The organism is Limnoraphis robusta BA-68 BA1, from assembly GCF_034932365.1.
Lineage (GTDB): Bacteria > Cyanobacteriota > Cyanobacteriia > Cyanobacteriales > Microcoleaceae > Capilliphycus > Capilliphycus robustus.
In genome coordinates, this window is sequence record NZ_JAYGHR010000011.1 from 47,400 (window position 1) to 65,534 (window position 18,135).

Consider the following 18,135-nt stretch of genomic DNA (forward strand, 5'->3'; position numbering starts at 1 on the left):
ATGAAATTATTTCATCGCCTCAAAAATCATATTTAATAGACGTTTTTGAACACCGGGAGTTTTTAAGACTTCTTTATTGGCGCTGAAAGGTTGCAAACCAAACAAAAACACATCATATTTAGTCCCAATTTTATACCCGCTAGCCTTGAAGGTAGTTTCGTATTCTGGGGGAACCATAATATTTTCAATCCAGTATTCACCGTGAATGGTTTGATTGTCAAAAAAAGCGATTCCCATGCTTCCTTTTTTGTCGCGAAAAAACTTGATCTGTCGAATTTTACGTTCTTTTGCACCTGCCAAATCAGAAATTAAATCAGCCGCTCCAAAAAGTTGATTGAGATTAAACATTAAACTCGCTCCTGTTTGTGAAAATTACGCTAAATTGGTCGAGAATAAAAATTCCTCTCCGAGTCTGAAAGGAACACAACAGAGGTTACAACAATGGTCGAATAAAGTTATTAGAAAGACAGGAAATCTGAACGAACCCAGCCTTCAGCGCCGGATTGATAAAATCGAATATAATACCAAATATATCCATCTCCTCCGTCAGAAGCATTCAATACTTCTACCCAGTCTCCGGCTACACCATAATGAGGAGTATTAGCTTGAGTCGTTGGTGCAGTCCGAACATTAATTTGAGCGCTAGGATCACTAGCAGTTAAACGAGCAGAAGTAGCCAATCCAGGTAATGCAGTAGCAGCACACAAGGTAACAGCAGCAGTGATTGTCAATAAAACTTGCTTCAATTTCATTGGTTTCTCCTAAAGTTTAATTAATGAATTTTACTCAAGCTTTTGGCTTCCTTGGTTCCATTATTGCCTCTGACAAACAGGAATGCCATCAGTAGATTTTCGGAAAAATTAAAAATTTTTTGTGATGATAAAGTTCAGTATTTTCACGGAGGTCAGATGAGGTTAAACAATGCTAAACCTCAAAAATGGGTAGGGTGGGTCAAAGAATTTCTGATGATTAAGTCAAGAGCAGTGGGATTTGACCCTCTAAACCTCAAAAATGGGTAGGCTGGGTCAAAAATTAATTTCTGATGATTAAGTCAAGAGCAGTGGGATTTGACTCTCTAAACCTCAAAAATGGGTAGGGTGGGTCAAACAATTAATTTCTGATGATTAAGTCAAGAGCAGTGGGATTTGACCCACCCTACTACAATTGTCTCTGTTTAAGCTATTCTGTAGTCAATGATCTATCTCTACTGCGGTTAGTTGATAGAATAAGCAAAATTTAGAGATTGAGTTTAAAGCTTCCATGCAAAATATTGTTTTAGATGTCAAAAATCTGCGAGTTCAGTTTCAAAGTGACGAAAAAGTTGTTCAAGCAGTCAACGATATTTCATTTCAAGTCAAACGCGGACAAACACTCGGTATTGTCGGTGAATCCGGTTCGGGAAAATCCGTCACCTCTCTCGCCATCATGGGGTTGCTTTCTCCCGATACCTCTCAAGTCAGTGGAGAAATTTTGTTTCGCTTCAGCAACAATCTCAACGAATCTCAGCCGAATTCCGAAGCAATCAATTTATTGAAATTGTCACCGCAAGAAAAGCAGAAATTTCGAGGCGGACAAATTGCGATGATTTTTCAGGAACCGATGAGTTCTTTAAATCCCGTTTATACGATTGGATTTCAACTCATAGAAGCGATTAAACAACATGAAGATGTTTCGCCTCGACAAGCGATGTGGAAAGCGACTTCTTTGCTTCAAGAAGTTCAACTTCTCCCTTCAGATGAAGAATTACTCGCACGAGTTGAAGCCGAATTTTCTACAGCCGATACAGTCAATAATAATCAAAAAACTGCCAAAGCAGAACGAAACGATAGACGAGAACTTAGTGAATATGTTAATGATCAAAAACGAGCCATGCTTAACCGTTATCCCCACGAACTTTCAGGCGGTCAATTGCAACGGGTAATGATTGCGATCGCCATTTCTTGTAACCCTACTTTATTAATCGCAGATGAACCCACAACCGCTCTGGATGTGACGGTACAGGCGACGATTTTAGAGTTATTACGAGAACTCTGTAGTCGTCGTGGAATGTCGATGATTTTTATTACCCATGATTTAGGAGTCATTGCTGAAATTGCCGATACAGTCGCCGTCATGTATCGCGGTAAAATTGTTGAATCTGGTACAATTCGAGAAATGTTTTTAACCCCGCAACATCCCTACACCAAAGGTTTATTAGCCTGTCGTCCTCCCCTTGATATTCAAGTTGAACGTCTGCCGACAATTTCTGATTTTATGGATGTTGAAATCACGGCAACCGGAGAGTTAGAAATACGAGAAAAGAACGCTGAAAAAAATGTTATTCAAGCGTTGAATTATCAAACAAAAGAGAGACAACCTTCGACAACCCCTTTACTTTCGGTTGAACATCTGCGAGTGGGTTTCAAAGTGGCGGGAATGTTTGGGGAAACGAAACGTCTATTGATGGCGGTGAATGATGTTTCCTTTGAAGTTTATCAAGGTGAAACATTAGGTTTAGTTGGAGAGTCTGGTTGTGGGAAAAGTACCTTAGCCAGAGCGTTATTACAACTCATTCCCGTTGTCGGTGGTCAAGTAACTTTTCAAGGGGAAGATATTACAAAACTCTATTCTCAAGCTTCCGTTTTGGAAAAAATTAAAAATTATAAAAAACAAAAACAATATCATCACAAACGACAAGGGTTAAGACGAGAGATGCAAATTGTTTTTCAAGATCCTTTTAGTTCTCTCGATCCTAGAATGACGATTGGTGATACAATTATGGAACCGATGCTCATTCATGGAGTCGGGAAAGCCGGGAAAGAACGACGCGATCGCGTGGCTTATTTATTAGAACGAGTCGAAATGAAACCCGACTGGATGGGACGTTATCCCCATGAATTTTCCGGCGGACAAAGACAACGAATTTGTATTGCGAGATCTTTGGCTTTAAACCCTAAATTTATCATCTGTGATGAGTCAGTATCGGCTTTAGATGTTTCGGTTCAGGCGCAGGTTTTGAACCTCTTAAAAGAACTACAAGCCGAATTTGGGTTAACTTATATCTTCATTTCCCACGACTTGAGTGTAGTCAAATTTATTAGCGATCGCATTATGGTGATGAATCGGGGTAAAATCGAAGAAATCGGTCAAGCTGAAGACATTTACCACCGTCCTCAAACTGAATATACTCGTCAGCTTATTGCTTCAATCCCGACGGGGAATATTAAACAATTAGCGAGTTAAATTTAGGAAGAAAAACAAAAACACGCTCGACACAGAGAACACCAAGAGCAAATCAAGCAGCAATTTGATTAAAGAATAGGCTGAAGTAGTCTGATCTCTACTCCAGCCTTTCAAGGTTATGATTAACTATAATTAACTCAGTAAAGCCTTGACTGCAAACTGAGGTAAAGCCATCATTCGTCGCCAACGCCAGGGTTCTTGATAGAGTCGATAAAGCCACTCTAAATGATTGTTACAAAACCAAGCCGGCGCCCGTTTTTTTGTACCCGCCCAAATATCAAAACTTCCCCCTACTCCAATCCAAATTGAATCCGGACATAAATGACGATTTTGAGCAATCCATAACTCTTGACGCGGTACTCCTAAACCCACAAAAATCACTCGCGGTTGTAAATCTTTTAGAGTATCTTTTAACTGTTCTTCTTCTGAAGCAGAAAGATAACCGTGATAAGATGCGATCGCTAAGTTGGGAATTTTTTGTTGAAAGAGATCAGCCGCCCGTTGAGCAACTCCCGGTTTTCCTCCATAGAAAAAAACCAGATCAGAAAAATTTTGCTGACCAACTTTTTGTAAGAAAGACTCGGCCAGTTCAATTCCAGGACAGCGTTGTGTTTGTTTTCCTTTTAGGCGTAGATAAAGAACAATTCCCGCCCCATCAGGTATAACTAATTCAGCGCCACGAATTACATCTGCTAAATGGCGATCACGATCAGCTTGCATTGCCATTTCAGCATTAAGAGTAATCACATGAGTTCCTAACCCTTTATACAAACGGTTAAGCAACCAGTTATGATAATTATGATGCAGATGAACGGGAAGTCCTAAAACTGGAAATTTGCTAGCAGTAGATTCACCCAACAACATCACATCATTCATAAGATTTTTTAACCACCTCACACACACTACTATTGAGACTAACCCATCTGGTATCGATTGGCTAGTATAAACGGGTTTATGATCGGGAGAAGGGACAGTGAAGACAGTTTACAGTGACCAGTGACCAGTGACCAGTGAACAGTTACCAGTTACCAGTTACCAGTTTCTCCTCTGCTTCCCCATTCCCTATTTCCTATTCCCCATTCCCTATTGCCTATTGCCTATTGCCTATTGCCTATTGCCTGTTCACTGATTAGTAGTGCATCTAATAAAATACTCGCCCCAAACCGAACTGTATCCGTACAAGGTAAACCCGTTTCTGATTGAATTTGCGCGATCGCCTCCCTAGCTACATCTTCCGCTAAACCATAAGTATTCAGGCTAATTCCTACAATTTTTGCAGATTGCATCGCACCGCCCACACTGGCAATTTTTTCGTATAATTCAATCACCTGAGATAGAGGGGGAATAACCACATGAGGATGATTGCGAATATGGGTTTGTCCGGCACGATGGGCTAAAATTAAATCAGTCGGTTGACTTCCTCGCAACAAGGGTAAAGTCGCCGTTGAACCCGGATGAATCAGCGAACCCTGTCCTTCAACTATTAGTAAATCACAATCTTTTCCAAACCGCATCACCATTTGTTCAACTGCACCTGCTGCAAAATCAACTCGTACAGAGTCTAAGGGAATGCCATCTTCTCCTAACATTAACCCCCCTTGACCTGTGGCGATAAATTTAGAACGAATTCCCCGTTTTTGGGCGGCTTTATTGAGTTCTAAACCTGTTGACATTTTACCAATTGCCATATCCGTTCCAACGGTTAAAACTCGCCGACAACTGAGTTGACGCGCCGCAGCACTAGCAATTCCTAAAGCGGGGGGTTCTTGACGAATATCCCAAATCCATTGTTGAGGCTTTAGAAATTGGTTAATATTCGTTTGATGGCGTTGTTCAACTAGGGGAATTAATTTAGTATGTAATCCATTAACAATTGATAATCCTGCTTCTAAAGCGTCATCAAGATCAAGCCACCATTCCTCCGGTAAAGCCCCTCCTGACGGTGCAATTCCAATCATTAGAATATTGGGATGAAAAGCCAAAGCATCTTTAACTGAAGCAACAATCGGCACATTTCGGTTAATTCCGGTTAATTCAGAGAGGGACTTTCCCGCACAGTCTCGGTCAATAACTGCGACAATATTAGCTTGAGAATAACGCAGCAAAGACAGTCCTGTTTTACCCGTCGCACCGAGAATACCTCCATGTAACAGGATGGCTAACCGCCCCGCTTGAATTTGAGATTGGGGATTTTCAGGGGTCATATTTTTGAGTTTGAGATAACGAGCGATCGCTTTAATATAGTCTCATATCTGTTGAACTTAATCATACCTCAAGACTGACAACCGTTTGTAGACTCTTGCAATTTTTTTAGGCTGACCCCTTGACTTTATACTATAGTACAAGGTTTAAGATCAAGATCAAGTTGAATCGAGAAGGTGATCATGCTGCAAGTGGGTGAAGTCTCTCGCAAACTCGGAATTAACGCCCAAACGATTTATTTTTATGAGCGAATTGGGTTAATTCCATCACCGCAGCGTAGTGAATCTGGCTATCGTTTGTTTAGTGAACAAGATATCGAAAGACTCCTATTTATTCATCGGGCTAAATCTCTCGGATTAACTTTAGAGGAGATTAAAGATATTTTAGCACTAAAAGATGGAAAAAAGCTCACTTGTCAAGCGTTGCATCAGCGATTAATCAACAAAATTAAACAGATTGAACAACAAATTTTTCAACTGCAAATGCTGCACGAGGAACTTTTACCGCTCGTTGAACAATGCGAAGTAAACTTAAATCACCCCGATCCAACTCACGAATGTATTGTCTTAAATAAAGGTCAAAATAATGAGTAGTACACTAACCGTTGAAATATTGGGAACAGGTTGTAAGAAGTGCCATCAGTTAGAAGAAAATGTGAAAGAAGCGATCGCATCGTTAAACATAGAAGCGGTGGTGCTGCATATTAAAGATCCGATGAAAATTGCTGAACGAGGCGTGATGTCTACTCCGGCTTTAGTCGTCAATGGCAAAGTTGTGAGTCAGGGAAAAGTTGCCACACCGGAACAAATTCAACCCTATTTAACGGCTTAATTTATATCAGTCTGGGGGCATAACATTCATGTCCCCTCTAGATAAACTCAGAGGATGAACCGATGCAAATTACAGCATTTTGGCGATCGCAATGGAAAGCACTCACCCTAATGATTTTGGGGTTTGTGTTATGTTTCTATCTGCCTGTTGAAATTTTACAACAATCTGAACGTTTACAAAATGCCTTTTGGGAGGCGCTTTATCTCGTTCGTTGGTACGCTCAAGAACACGTTTTATTGTGTTTAATTCCTGCTTTTTTTATTGCTGGAGCGATTGCGACTTTTATTAATAAAGCCTCGGTAATGAAGTATTTAGGGCCTCAAGCAAACCCGATTATTGCCTATGGAGTCGCTTCAATATCGGGAACTATTTTAGCCGTTTGTTCTTGTACTGTTTTACCCTTATTTGCAAGTATTTATCGCATGGGAGCGGGATTAGGCCCTGCGATGGCTTTTTTGTATTCCGGCCCTGCAATTAATGTTTTAGCGATTATTTTAACGGCGAGAATATTAGGCTGGCAATTGGGTGTTGCGAGGGCTATTGGTGCGATGATTTTTAGTCTTGTGATTGGTTTTGTAATGGCGTTTTTGTTCCGCCAAGAAGAACTGGAAAAACTGAATACTGAACTCACGTTACCCGATGTTGAAGACAGTCGTCCCTTATGGCAAACGGTTGTATTTATTGGGGTATTAGTCGGAATTTTAGTCTTTGCTAATTGGGCTGAACCGGGTACAACAGCAGGATTTTGGTATAGTATTTATTCAGTTAAATGGTTGATAACCGGAGTATTAGGATTCGGTTTATCAGCGATTTTAGTCGCTTGGTTTGATCTCAATCTCGGAAAAGTTGGTTTAATTGTTCTCGTGACAATAGTATTATCTTGGCGTTTTTCTAACTATCCTCTTGTTCCGTTTACTTTTTCAATGATAGGATTATCTTGGTTAACCAGTACCAACAAAGACGAAGCGGGAGAATGGTTCACCGAGTCTTGGGAGTATGCGAAACAAATTTTACCTCTATTATTGATTGGAGTTTTAATAGCAGGCGGTTTACTGGGTCGTCCGGGTCAAGAAGCATTAATTCCGTTAGAATGGGTACAATGGGCGGTTGGTGGAAATTCATTATTTTCTAATTTCTTTGCTGCATTTGCTGGGGCTTTTATGTACTTTGCCACGTTAACAGAAGTTCCCATTTTACAGGGGTTAATGGGGAATGGAATGGGTCAAGGGCCAGCATTAGCATTATTATTAGCGGGGCCAGCTTTATCGTTACCCAATATGTTGGTGATTCGCAATATTATAGGAACGAAAAAAACAGTAGTGTTTGTGGCGTTAGTGGTGATTATGGCAACGTTAAGTGGGGTGATTTATGGGGCGATTATCAGGTGAGGTTGATGGAGGAAGAAAACTATTAAAACAGAACCAAGACTTTTTGGATAAGCCGGGTTTTTATGAGTGATTATTTTGAATAAGTTTGAGGAAAATTATTATTTATAACTAATCTTAAAAAAACAGAAATTAATCCATCCGTTGTAATTTCCGACAACTTAATCCTCGGCAAGATTGGGTGATCAAAAATCCTCAGCTTTTTGAAAAAGCCGAGGATATCAACCCATAGATTTCACAAATTGAATCCAAACAGAAAGTCAAGTCAATGATAAAATATCAGCCCAATAAAATAGAAAGCTGTAACAGAAAAATGAAGCGTAATTACTGTTTACAAACGGCTACACCATCGGCTTTCGTAATTGAAAACGCATCAAATTCTCCCATCTCAAACTCACCCACGACAGTCACCTGTTCCCCTGTTGACAGATGACGAGTCGTATGATCTCCGCAAACATCCCAAGAATCAACGGTAATCCCCCGATTTTCACTTTGCAAGCGGAAACCATCTTCCCAAACCCGTTCAATTGTACCGGAAAAAGAACCATTATTGGCTTGAACAACAGAAGGAAAAACAGTCACCGCAACCACACCGAGTACAATTGTGCCGATGATTTCTAATTTCATGGGAACTCTCCACAAAAGAATGATTTTCAACAGATGTATTGGGAAGTAGGCAGTTGAGACTGGCTAACTTCTTATGGTTTCAACAATAACCCCACAAAATGACAAGAAAATGACAACTCTAAAATCCTTCTATATTTTGGGTAAAGGTCGGAAAGTCTGCGATACGGGCTACAGGGCTACACTCACGCTGCGCGATCGCTTATTTTGAAGTAATCTTATCCCTGAACTGTTGTAAACGCTCAACGGATTGCTTTTTTGTTGATTGACCAAAAAAAGATTCTATGCGCTTGTCAATCTCTAGAACAACTTCTTCTACTTCAATTCTTTCTAAAGCTTTATAAATCACATTAATTAGGTCATCGTCAGCTACCAAGATTAGTTCAATTAATTCTGCAATTCTTTTTAGGTTTGTTAGTGCGTCTACAGCCCATATTTGTAGCCATCCACTAGATATATATCTATCATCAAAAATATCACTTATAGCAATATGTTTTATGTTGTAAATAGCTTCATCATTAGCAAAATATTCAAGCGAATGAATGCAATAACCTACTCCTGTTTCATCACCATGATCATACCATTGCCACATTTTATCGACTACAATATCCGTAATTTGTTTCTTTATTAAGCTCATACTTTGTGTTTCAAGAATTTTATTTTTCTCGAAAATAACAATAACGTTTCTTGCCGAAGGTGCATAGTTTATTGATATTCTTATAGCTATTTCTTTTAGTTCATCGACCGAAATACTAGAAAGCTTATAGATTATGTATTCTTTAACCAGCGAAAGGATACTAAATTGATTTCCATTCTTATTGATCAATGATAGCTTTTCTAAAGCCACCAATCCTTCATCTCGATCAAGTTCGGATAAATCAGCTATGTATCCTAATTCTTGCCTGCTGAGAGAACTCTTAATGTAAGAACCTGTGGATAGAGCCAGACAAATGATTAGCTTAAAAGCAGGTTGATCTTGAATATCTTGTACCGCATTTTCAAAGCAAAATCGAGCTATATCACCTTTAGCATCACCTAAACGTCTTAAAACTGTATCAATACCATATCCAAAGAAACTGACCTGTGCAATGCTCCACACAACTGCTAGGGGAACTCCTGCTGTTCTCCTATACAAAAGTTCAGCTTGTTCTTCTGTTAACTGAACATCTTTTTTCTGACATTCTTGCTGAATTAAGGATAACGCATCCTCACGAGGCATAGCAGATAGACGAATGGGATCGGCGATATCAATACGGTGTCTGGTCGTAACAATACACTTTGTAGGATTTGGAAGTTCTCGGATAAAGCTATTAACTTGCTCATCATCTATGGTTTCGTAGTTATCAAGGATTAATAGGGTTCTTTGCCGAGATAAAGCACGCTTGATCAATATATTTTTTTCCGAATAATCGTTACAATTTTTATCACTGTTTTTGTCAACTGTTATAAAAATTTCTTGATAAATCTCGCCAATGGTATTAGTAAAATGATAACGGGCTTTTACTCCTTCAGCAGTAAGAACTGAAGTTTTAGCCGAAATCCAAATAATTGCTTCAAATCTCTCTTCTGGTGGAAGAAAATCATACGGGCGGAGATAACGATAAGCAACTTCTAGAGCCAAGGCTGATTTCCCAATGCCGCCGATGCCATCAATAACAATAGTCCAAACTCTATCTTGCGGATGAAGTAATTTATGTAACCGTTCAAGTTCATTTTTTCTACCTACAAATTTGAGGTAATCCGGTTGAGGCAAGTTGTGTAAAACCTTTTGTTGTACTTTTACCTCTTTTTGATATCTCAAATCATACTCTTGTTTTAAAGCACTAATTTCTGTTGGATCGGCAACCTCAACATCTTGACCAACACGAATCAACACAGTACCTTTTTTAAATCTAATTCCTCTTGTATTCAAATCCCGATCTAGTTTTACAACATCAACAGGAGGAAAAATTTCGATGATCAGCAAATTCTTATTATCTTCTAACTCAAAAAAATACATCTTGATATCAGAAGGCGATGGACTACAGGCTTGACGAAGCTTTCTGAGTGTAGTATCTCGGAGCATTTGAAGATCGGATAACATTCCACTATCATTTACATGAAATGTTTCTCTAAGTTGGTCGGGGTCTGGATCTTTGTTAGAAGCACCAATAATTAGATAAGCAGTCTGCCCGGTGTATCCTACATTCCCGTTGGCCAGAGCAATTATATCCTTGAGAAACTCACCCCATCCTTTATCGTCAAGTTTGTCTGCACCACAATACCAACTACTTTTAAACTCAAGTTTGGGATTTTCAACATCGGCAAGTAATTTTTTAAGCTGACTATTTTCCATAAAGACTATGGGGTAAATGACTGTAGCTAATGAAACATAGTAGCATTTTCATTAACTAATCATAGATTGGGTTCACTTAAACCACACTCAAACCTAGTTATGTCGCTCATGGAGCCTTGAACAATCAAGCTAAAACTTCTTTCGGAAAAATTTCAACTTCAACTGTGCAGAACTCCCCGCAGAACAGTTAGACTGGACTTTTATGGTGACAACGATCAATTCATGCTCAACACCCTTGATCTTAGTTTATCTTTCGACAAAGAAACCTATCAAAGCCAGATTGAAAGCTTAATGCAAAAATTGCGATCGCTGCAACAAAGCTGCTGGGAAAAAAAGCTAACTGCAATGATCGCCTTAGAAGGTTGGGCAGCAGCAGGAAAAGGGGCGCTCGTCAAAAAAATGGTCGGCTACATGGACCCGCGAGGATTTATCGTCCATCCGATATGGCCACCAACGCGAGAGGAACGTCGGTATCCGTTTATGTGGCGATTTTGGCAAGTGCTACCTGCTGAGGGTCAAATTGGCATTTTTTATCACAGTTGGTATACTCATGTTCTTGAAGATCGCCTGTTTGGACGACTTCCTGAAGCGGAAGTTTCCATAGCGATGCGACAAATTAACGCCTTTGAACGCCAAATGGTGGATGATGGTGTAGTGATGGCGAAATTTTGGATTCATCTCAGCCAAAAAGAACTCAAACGTCGCCTCAAAAAAGCAGCCAAAGATGAGTTGAGAGCGTGGCAAGTTCGTTCAGAAGATTGGCAACAAGAAAAAGATTATGAAACCTATTCTGCCTTTGCCGAAGAAATGTTAATTCAGACCAGTACAGGAGATGCACCCTGGACGTTAGTAGAAGGCGATAGTCAACGCTACGCCCGTATTAAAGTGCTTTCAACGATGGTAGCGACTCTCACCGAAGCATTAGATAGGCTACAGGTTCAGCTTCCGCCTGTGAGAACACCCCTACAAGACCATCTTGACCCCACAGAACCCAATCCTCTGTCTCAAGTCGATTTAAAGCCCTCTCTACTAGAGGATGAATACAAACAGCAACTCTCTCAACAACAAGCGCGTTTAGGTAAACTCCAAAAAGAGATTTATCAACAGGAAGTTCCGGTCTTAGCAATCTTTGAAGGGTGGGATGCAGCCGGAAAAGGGGGAGCCATTAAACGGTTAACGGATATTTTAGATCCCCGGAGTTATCAAGTCCAACCTTTCGCCGCGCCCACAGACGAAGAAAAAAGCCATCATTACCTGTGGCGGTTTTGGCGACGTTTACCGCCTGCCGGAAAAATTGCTATTTTTGATCGCAGTTGGTATGGTCGGGTTCTCGTCGAACGAGTCGAAGGGTTTGCGACAGACGAAGAATGGCGACGGGCTTATCGAGAAATTAATGAATTTGAAGAACAACTAACCAGTGCGGGTTATGTATTGGTGAAGTTTTGGTTACACATCGATCCTGACGAACAGCTCAAACGATTTCAGGCGCGTCAAGACAATCCTTTTAGACAGTATAAGCTCACCGATGAAGATTGGCGCAATCGCCAACAATGGCCTTTTTATGAAGTGGCGGTTAATCAGATGATTCAACGGACTCACACGCCGACCGCCCCTTGGACAATTGTAGCCGCTAATTCTAAGTCTTCCGCTCGGGTGCAAGTGGTGGAAACGGTTGTAGAAGCCATTCAACGTGAACTACAACGTCGATCAAAGCAAAAGTAGTCGGAAATCGATTGATTATTCCATCCACTTTACTAATATTGACAAGAGGCTTTCAGCTTCCCACTATTTTCTGTAAACTTTAGCCATATCCAAATCGGAATTGTCATCTCAGTTGGCCCTCAAACCGGGTAAACTGCCCTGGAGAAAGCGGAAGTTTCTGTTCTCTCCAGTTGGCACCGAGTCGGATGGTCTGGGTTGTGAACAAAACACACCTCTAAAAACTCATCTTGAACAACAGACAAAATGTTTGTACAACTCACTCGACTTTTATTGTTGCTGCTAATTGGAACCATTATCTTTAGATTATGGAGACTTTTAGTAAGCAAAGAGGGGAATCTCGTTGGTCGGCTGTGGTTCCTATTGGCTGTATTTTTGTTACTGATTGCCTTTACCGCACCCGATAGCCCCATTGGACTCTCCATTTTGAGTCTTTTGTCCGTGTTTATCAAGCCCCTCGGTTTGTCGATTTTATTGTTGATTTTTGCCGCGACTCAAATTAATAAGGGGGGAATTTCTAATCCAGGCCCGAACTTGATTTTAACGGCTTTACTGATTTTGATTTTATCGAGTATGCCGTTTGTTGCTCAATGGTTGGCTTTTCAATTAGAAAGGACTGCCATTGAAACGGTTCAAAGTGATTTATGTTGTGGAGAAAGAGCCGAAGCTATTGTTTTACTCGGTTCGGGAACCACTGAACCGAAACTTCCCTATTCCACTCAAGTTCAATTAACTCGTATTGGCGATCGCATTCCCTATACTGCTAAACTCTACAAGGATGGTTTAGCTCCTGTGGTTATCGTCAGTGCGGGTTCAAGAAATGAATACATTCAACCCGTTGTGGAGGCAGACTATATTGCCCGATTGTTGGTCGGAATGGGGGTTCCTTCTCGATCTATTATTAAAGACACATCAGCAGGAACGTTGTATGACAGTGCGGTTTCTATTCAACAAATTGCCAAAAAACAAGACTTAGGACGGGCGATTATTTTGGTGACTTCTGCACTGGAAATGCGTCGAGCGAGCTTAACGTTTGCCCAAGTTGGATTCAAAGTGATTCCGGCTCCGACTAACTTTTATGCTCCTCTACCCAATGAAAAATACCAGCGACGAGTTTCGACGAAAGACTTTTTACCCAGTGCTGAAGCTCTTTTGTTAACGACGGATGTAGTTGAAGAATATATCATTACATTCTATTACTTTATTCGTGGTTGGTTGGCTGCTGGGATTTAACGACTCACAAAAAATTAGCGATTCACAATTCACAATTATTTGGAAATTTTCAAGGGTGCTATCAATTTTCTAAGGCTTTGATTGGGGAGATTTAACCCAGAAGTTGTGAATTGTGAATTGGCTCTAATTCTTCGGATAAAATCAGGGACATTCGTTTACCAATTGGGTTGGGATAAAGAATTCATATTAGGAGATGTAGGAGAAAGTGCATCTTGAAAAGGATTTGAATTTGTCCCCGCCGTATTTCCAACAAAAAAGACTAAGCTAAATAACAGGAAAAACAAATACCAAATTGAATCCCATTCATCAGAAGAATTCCGATAGGATGATTCCCCTTTTCCTCGAGTGGGTTTGACATCAAATTCGATTTCAATTCGCTTCCCTTGAACAGGGCCAGAAACTCGAAAGCCATCAATTTGAACTTGTTCACGCTCTGACATTGGATTTCCTCAAAAACTTACAATCACTTCAACTATTAAGTGAGTACGGGGTTATCATGCGGCTCTCAGGATAAAATCTATAACAGTTATCAGTTCTAGGGATAACTGATGAATTACCCCTATAGCAGAGAAAGAGTTGATTAGGACACTGTTTTTCTGTCAAATCCTTTTATGATAAAGGTTTCAATTCTGTCTCCTGTCTCCTGTCTCCTGACTTCTGCTATAGCAGTTATAGCGCTACGCGCTAGGGAACAGGGAACGGGGAACAGGGAACAGCAGACTATGAAAGGGTTTCAGAATCTAAAAATGTCCTAACCAATTTGCGTAGTGCTATAACAGTTTTGCCTTTTGTTATAACGAACTCTCATCCGCACAAACCACACAATTTCGCCCTCTCGTTTTTGCTTGATAAAGAGCGGTATCCGCCATCCGCAACACCGTTTCTAAGGTTTCTCCCTGTTGCGGAAAACAAGCCACACCAAACGAAGCCGTAATTGCACCTAAAGATTGATTTCGATGATGTAATTGTAAATGTTCAATCGTATAACGAATTTGTTCGGCTCGGGTTTGTGTATCCTGAAGAGAAGCTTCTGGTAAAATTAACGTCAATTCTTCTCCCCCATAACGACAAGCAATATCAGAACTCCGTATATTATTTTTGAGTAATCGAGCAATCGTTTTGAGAACTTCATCTCCCGCATCATGTCCAAACTGATCATTAAACCGTTTAAAATGATCAATATCAATCATCACAATCCCCACAGAATAGTTATTTCGTCTCGCTCGATGAATTTCTCGCTCTAGACATTCTTCTAAATAACGACGATTAAACAATCCCGTCAACGCATCCCGCATACTTTGGGCTTTAAACGTTTCCTGAAGCTTGACATTCGCCAGAGCAACCGCTAAATGTTCAGCAACGGTACGGGCTAACTGTCGTTTGGCTTCGGTTAATTCTCCCGGTGTTGACGCGCTAATATAAAGCAATCCTAAGGTATTTCCTAAAGCCATCATGGGTATACAAAGGGACTCAGCCGGAAGCGGGTGAGCCTGAGTATGTTGACAAAATAAATTTGGAGATTCTGCTTCTACCCAATGAGTTCGTCCCCGTCGCAACGCCCAACATTCATCGAGTCTAAATAGCGTTGGTGTCGTAAAATCTTCTCCCCAAGTGGCAACCACTTCAACATAATTTTCTGACTCTCCCAACATAAACACACCCCCCCCACAGTCTGGAAATAACGGTTTGAGTAAATCCGCTAACATCTGATAAGCTTCTTGCAGAGAACTGGAAGCTTGCAGAAAACTATTCATTTCTCCTAACAACACCATCTCTTGATGACGCTGTTCTAAAGCATTCATCCCATCCTTTAACTGTTTATTAATTTGGCGTAACTGTTCGCGGGTTTGTTTATTTTCAGTAATATCAATACAAGAGCCAATATACCCAGCAAATTCTCGATTACTCGTTAATTGCGGAAGTCCGGTATCCAGCAGCCAGCGATAGTCCCCATCTGCCCGTCGCAAGCGATATTCTAAAGAAAAGGGTTCCTTAACTTGAAACTTCCGTTGATAGATTTGTAAAAACGCTTCTTTGTCGTCAGGATGAATATTTTCTGTCCAACCGTTACCGATTTCTTCTTCTAAGGTTCGCCCCGTAAACGATAACCAGCTTTGATTAAAAAAGTAACGCAAACCATCGTTTCCGGAAATCCAAATCAACACCGGAGCATGATCCGCCATCAACCGAAATCGTTCTTCACTCTCGCGTAATGCTTCTTCTATCTGTTTGCGTTTACTGATATCTGTCACCCAAGCAAAGGCGCCGACATATTTACCGGATGTATCGAAAATCGGTGCAGTAGAAACAGAGGTCCAAAGACTTTCCCCGCTTGAATGGCGAAATTTCAAATCATGTTGTTCGGAGATTCCTAAACGCCGACGTTCAACGTTTGTTACTGCCATTTGCCAATTGTCTTGATCGATAAACTCAAAGATAGATTTGCCGATCATCTCCTCAACAGGATAACCGAGCATTTTCGCCATTTGCGGATTAACAAATGTGGTTCTGTTGGCGGTATCAATCATCCAAACTCCTTCAATGCTGGTTTCAATTAAACGACGGTAACGTTCCTCGCTTTCACGTAATGCTTGTTCGATTTGTTTCTGTTCACTAATATCACGGCTACTGACTCGTCGCCCTAACCAACGTCCATCGCTGCTATAAACAGATTGACAGTGATGAGCAAGCCAGCGAATTTGTCCGCTACAAGTAACAATGCGAAAATCCATGAAGTGGGGTTGATTCTCGTGCAAATGTTCTTGCAAATATTCTAAAACTATCCCTCGATCTTCGGGATGAACAATGGCGATCAAAAGTTGTGGGTTGCGGATAAATTCTTCGGGAGAGTATCCTGTAATGCGTTCACAGGAGGGAGACACATACAAAAAGTTGCCTTCGGGATCAATCCATGATTCCCAATCATAGGTGAAGTTGGCGACGGTTCGGAAGCGTTCTTCTCTCTGACGAAGTTCGACTTCTACTTGTTTGCGTTGAGTGATGTCTCGGGCGACAGCATAAATTCGATTCTCTTCAACAACAGGCGTTGCAGTCCACAACAGCCAACGATAAGTTCCGTCATTGCAGCGATAACGATTTTCAAATTCTAGGGTTTTTTTACCATTTTTTAAGCGTTCGAGTTCTGCGATAGTACGATCATAATCTTCGGGGTGAATCAATTCCAAAAAAGGTTGTGAAAGCAGTTCATTTTCAGTGTAACCGAGTGTTTGTTCCCAAGCGGGATTAACTCGTACAAAATTACCGTCAAAATTCGCAATACACAACAAATCACCGGAAAGATTAAAAAAGCAGTCTCGCTCTTCTTGAGTTTGAATGCGTTCGGTAATATCGGTTTGAATACTGACATAATGGGTGAGTCGTCCTTCGGGATCTCGCACTGGAGAAATGGTGAGTTCTTGCCAAAATAATGTTCCGTCTTTCCGATAGTTTCGTACAATCACAGAACAACTTCGTTCTTCACGTAAAGCTATCTCTATTTCTTCTAAACCGGGTTGATTGAGATCTTCTCGATACAAAAAGCGAAAATTTTTCCCAATTACTTCCGCCATCTGATAGCCTGTCATCTGTTCAAAGCCAGAATTGACGTAAATAATCGGATTATCGGCTTGTGTTGGATCGCTAATTATAATTCCACTATGACTGGATGCGATCGCTCGTTCTAATAGTCTGAGTCGGGTTTCTTTCTGATTTCGCTCCCAAATTTCTCGGTGTAAACGCAGGTTTGTTTCTTCGACTGCTAGGGTTCGTTCCCGCACTTTGACTTCTAAATTCGCTTTGGACGTTTTTAAGGCAAGTTCTGCTTTTCGTCTTTGTGCTAATTCATTTTGAAGCTGTGTAACTAAGGAGGCTTGCTGTATCGCGATCGCCACTTGTACGGCTAATTGTCGCAAAAAATCTATTTCCCAATCCATCCAATTTCGAGGTTTTGAGCAGTTTTGAGCCATTAATAATCCCCAGAGTTGATGATCGCAAGCGGTTGATTTTTTTCCGGTGTGAGTCGGTGTTAGTAAAATCGGTAAGACTAAATTGGCTCGGATTTCTAATTGTTCTAAAAATTCATCATAACACAAGATTAAATTGGCTTTTTCTCTATCTTCAAAGACATGAATACTATCCGGTTGATAAAATTTTTCTTTAATGCTTTCCCAACAAGGATCGTAGATGTTTCTACCTTGGAGTGACCATCTCGGTGTTTCTACGGATTCCACGATAATTTCTCCATCCCAATTCGGTTCAAAACGGTAGAGAATCACTCGTTCGTTTTGTAAAAAATGACGCACCTCATTCACCGTTGTCTGCAAGATTTCACTGAGATTTAAAGATTGACGAATCCGTAAAGATACGGAGGATAATAGATGATCTCGTTGAGATTGTAACTGAAGAGTTGTCATATATTCTTGCAGTTGTCGTTCTAGATTTAACCCGAGACAATCGAGTAGTTGTTTCTTTTCTGCTCGTAGCTTCTGCACCTGATCACTGAGATTTGAGATGATCGTGTTGACTTCTTCTTTTTTGTCTTCAGAGTTCATCGTATTTTTCCTTGAATAACTGCTTCTCGGTGAA

Annotated in this window: 14 protein-coding genes; 6 read left to right on the forward strand and 8 right to left on the reverse strand. The window is 40.6% G+C overall.

Translation table 11 applies throughout. The annotated features are described in order from the left end of the window. Positions 1–6: 6 nt before the first annotated feature. The gene (locus tag VB836_RS07405; RefSeq protein ID WP_046279445.1) at positions 7–348 is read right to left on the reverse strand and encodes a hypothetical protein; all 342 of its coding nucleotides are present in this window, start codon (positions 346–348) and stop codon (positions 7–9) included. Between the two features lie 110 nt (positions 349–458). Beyond that, complete coding sequence (locus VB836_RS07410; protein ID WP_323218728.1) at positions 459–752, reverse strand: SH3 domain-containing protein; 294 nt, start codon at positions 750–752, stop codon at positions 459–461. Positions 753–1,260: 508 nt separating this feature from the next. Between VB836_RS07410 and VB836_RS07415 the strand changes: the two genes are divergently transcribed. Continuing rightward, positions 1,261–3,222, forward strand: coding sequence for an ABC transporter ATP-binding protein (locus VB836_RS07415; RefSeq protein WP_323218729.1), 1,962 nt, complete (start codon positions 1,261–1,263; stop codon positions 3,220–3,222). A gap of 132 nt (positions 3,223–3,354) precedes the next feature. On the opposite strand, the gene VB836_RS07420 is transcribed toward VB836_RS07415, so the two are convergent. Both VB836_RS07420 and VB836_RS07425 read right to left on the reverse strand, forming a co-directional pair. Beyond that, entirely contained in the window at positions 3,355–4,098 is a 744-nt protein-coding gene (locus VB836_RS07420; RefSeq protein WP_152964736.1) for a WecB/TagA/CpsF family glycosyltransferase, read from the reverse strand. Between the two features lie 221 nt (positions 4,099–4,319). Then, entirely contained in the window at positions 4,320–5,426 is a 1,107-nt protein-coding gene (locus tag VB836_RS07425) for a DUF1611 domain-containing protein (RefSeq protein ID WP_323218730.1), read from the reverse strand. A 180-nt stretch (positions 5,427–5,606) separates the two neighbouring features. Between VB836_RS07425 and VB836_RS07430 the strand changes: the two genes are divergently transcribed. From VB836_RS07430 to VB836_RS07440, 3 genes are all read left to right on the forward strand, one after another. Beyond that, positions 5,607–6,017 carry a heavy metal-responsive transcriptional regulator gene (locus VB836_RS07430; protein WP_323218732.1) on the forward strand — a complete coding sequence of 137 codons (411 nt, stop codon included), beginning with the start codon at positions 5,607–5,609 and terminating at the stop codon, positions 6,015–6,017. After that, on the forward strand, positions 6,010–6,255 hold the full coding sequence (locus tag VB836_RS07435; protein WP_046279835.1) for a thioredoxin family protein: 246 nt from the start codon (positions 6,010–6,012) through the stop codon (positions 6,253–6,255). Before VB836_RS07430 ends, VB836_RS07435 begins: the two co-directional genes overlap by 8 nt. Before the next feature lie 62 nt (positions 6,256–6,317). Next, positions 6,318–7,643 (forward strand): permease, encoded by a 1,326-nt coding sequence (locus tag VB836_RS07440; protein ID WP_323218733.1) that lies wholly within the window; start codon positions 6,318–6,320, stop codon positions 7,641–7,643. 321 nt (positions 7,644–7,964) lie between these two features. Here VB836_RS07440 and VB836_RS07445 read toward each other — a convergent pair whose 3' ends face one another. Both VB836_RS07445 and VB836_RS07450 read right to left on the reverse strand, forming a co-directional pair. Further along, entirely contained in the window at positions 7,965–8,267 is a 303-nt protein-coding gene (locus VB836_RS07445) for a hypothetical protein (RefSeq protein ID WP_323218735.1), read from the reverse strand. 199 nt (positions 8,268–8,466) lie between these two features. Next, positions 8,467–10,599: an NB-ARC domain-containing protein gene (locus VB836_RS07450; protein ID WP_323218736.1), complete on the reverse strand. Its 2,133-nt coding sequence runs from the start codon at positions 10,597–10,599 to the stop codon at positions 8,467–8,469. Positions 10,600–10,821: 222 nt separating this feature from the next. Between VB836_RS07450 and pap the strand changes: the two genes are divergently transcribed. Both pap and VB836_RS07460 read left to right on the forward strand, forming a co-directional pair. Then, the gene (pap, locus tag VB836_RS07455) at positions 10,822–12,321 is read left to right on the forward strand and encodes a polyphosphate:AMP phosphotransferase (protein WP_323218738.1); all 1,500 of its coding nucleotides are present in this window, start codon (positions 10,822–10,824) and stop codon (positions 12,319–12,321) included. 243 nt (positions 12,322–12,564) lie between these two features. Then, a complete protein-coding gene (locus VB836_RS07460) occupies positions 12,565–13,551 on the forward strand; it encodes a YdcF family protein (RefSeq protein ID WP_046281709.1) in 987 nt (328 codons plus the stop codon). Positions 13,552–13,706: 155 nt separating this feature from the next. Here VB836_RS07460 and VB836_RS07465 read toward each other — a convergent pair whose 3' ends face one another. Together VB836_RS07465 and VB836_RS07470 are read right to left on the reverse strand one after the other, a co-directional pair. Further along, a complete protein-coding gene (locus tag VB836_RS07465; RefSeq protein ID WP_046281708.1) occupies positions 13,707–13,991 on the reverse strand; it encodes a hypothetical protein in 285 nt (94 codons plus the stop codon). A 351-nt stretch (positions 13,992–14,342) separates the two neighbouring features. Beyond that, positions 14,343–18,101 carry a PAS domain S-box protein gene (locus tag VB836_RS07470; protein WP_323218739.1) on the reverse strand — a complete coding sequence of 1,253 codons (3,759 nt, stop codon included), beginning with the start codon at positions 18,099–18,101 and terminating at the stop codon, positions 14,343–14,345. Positions 18,102–18,135 lie beyond the last annotated feature (34 nt).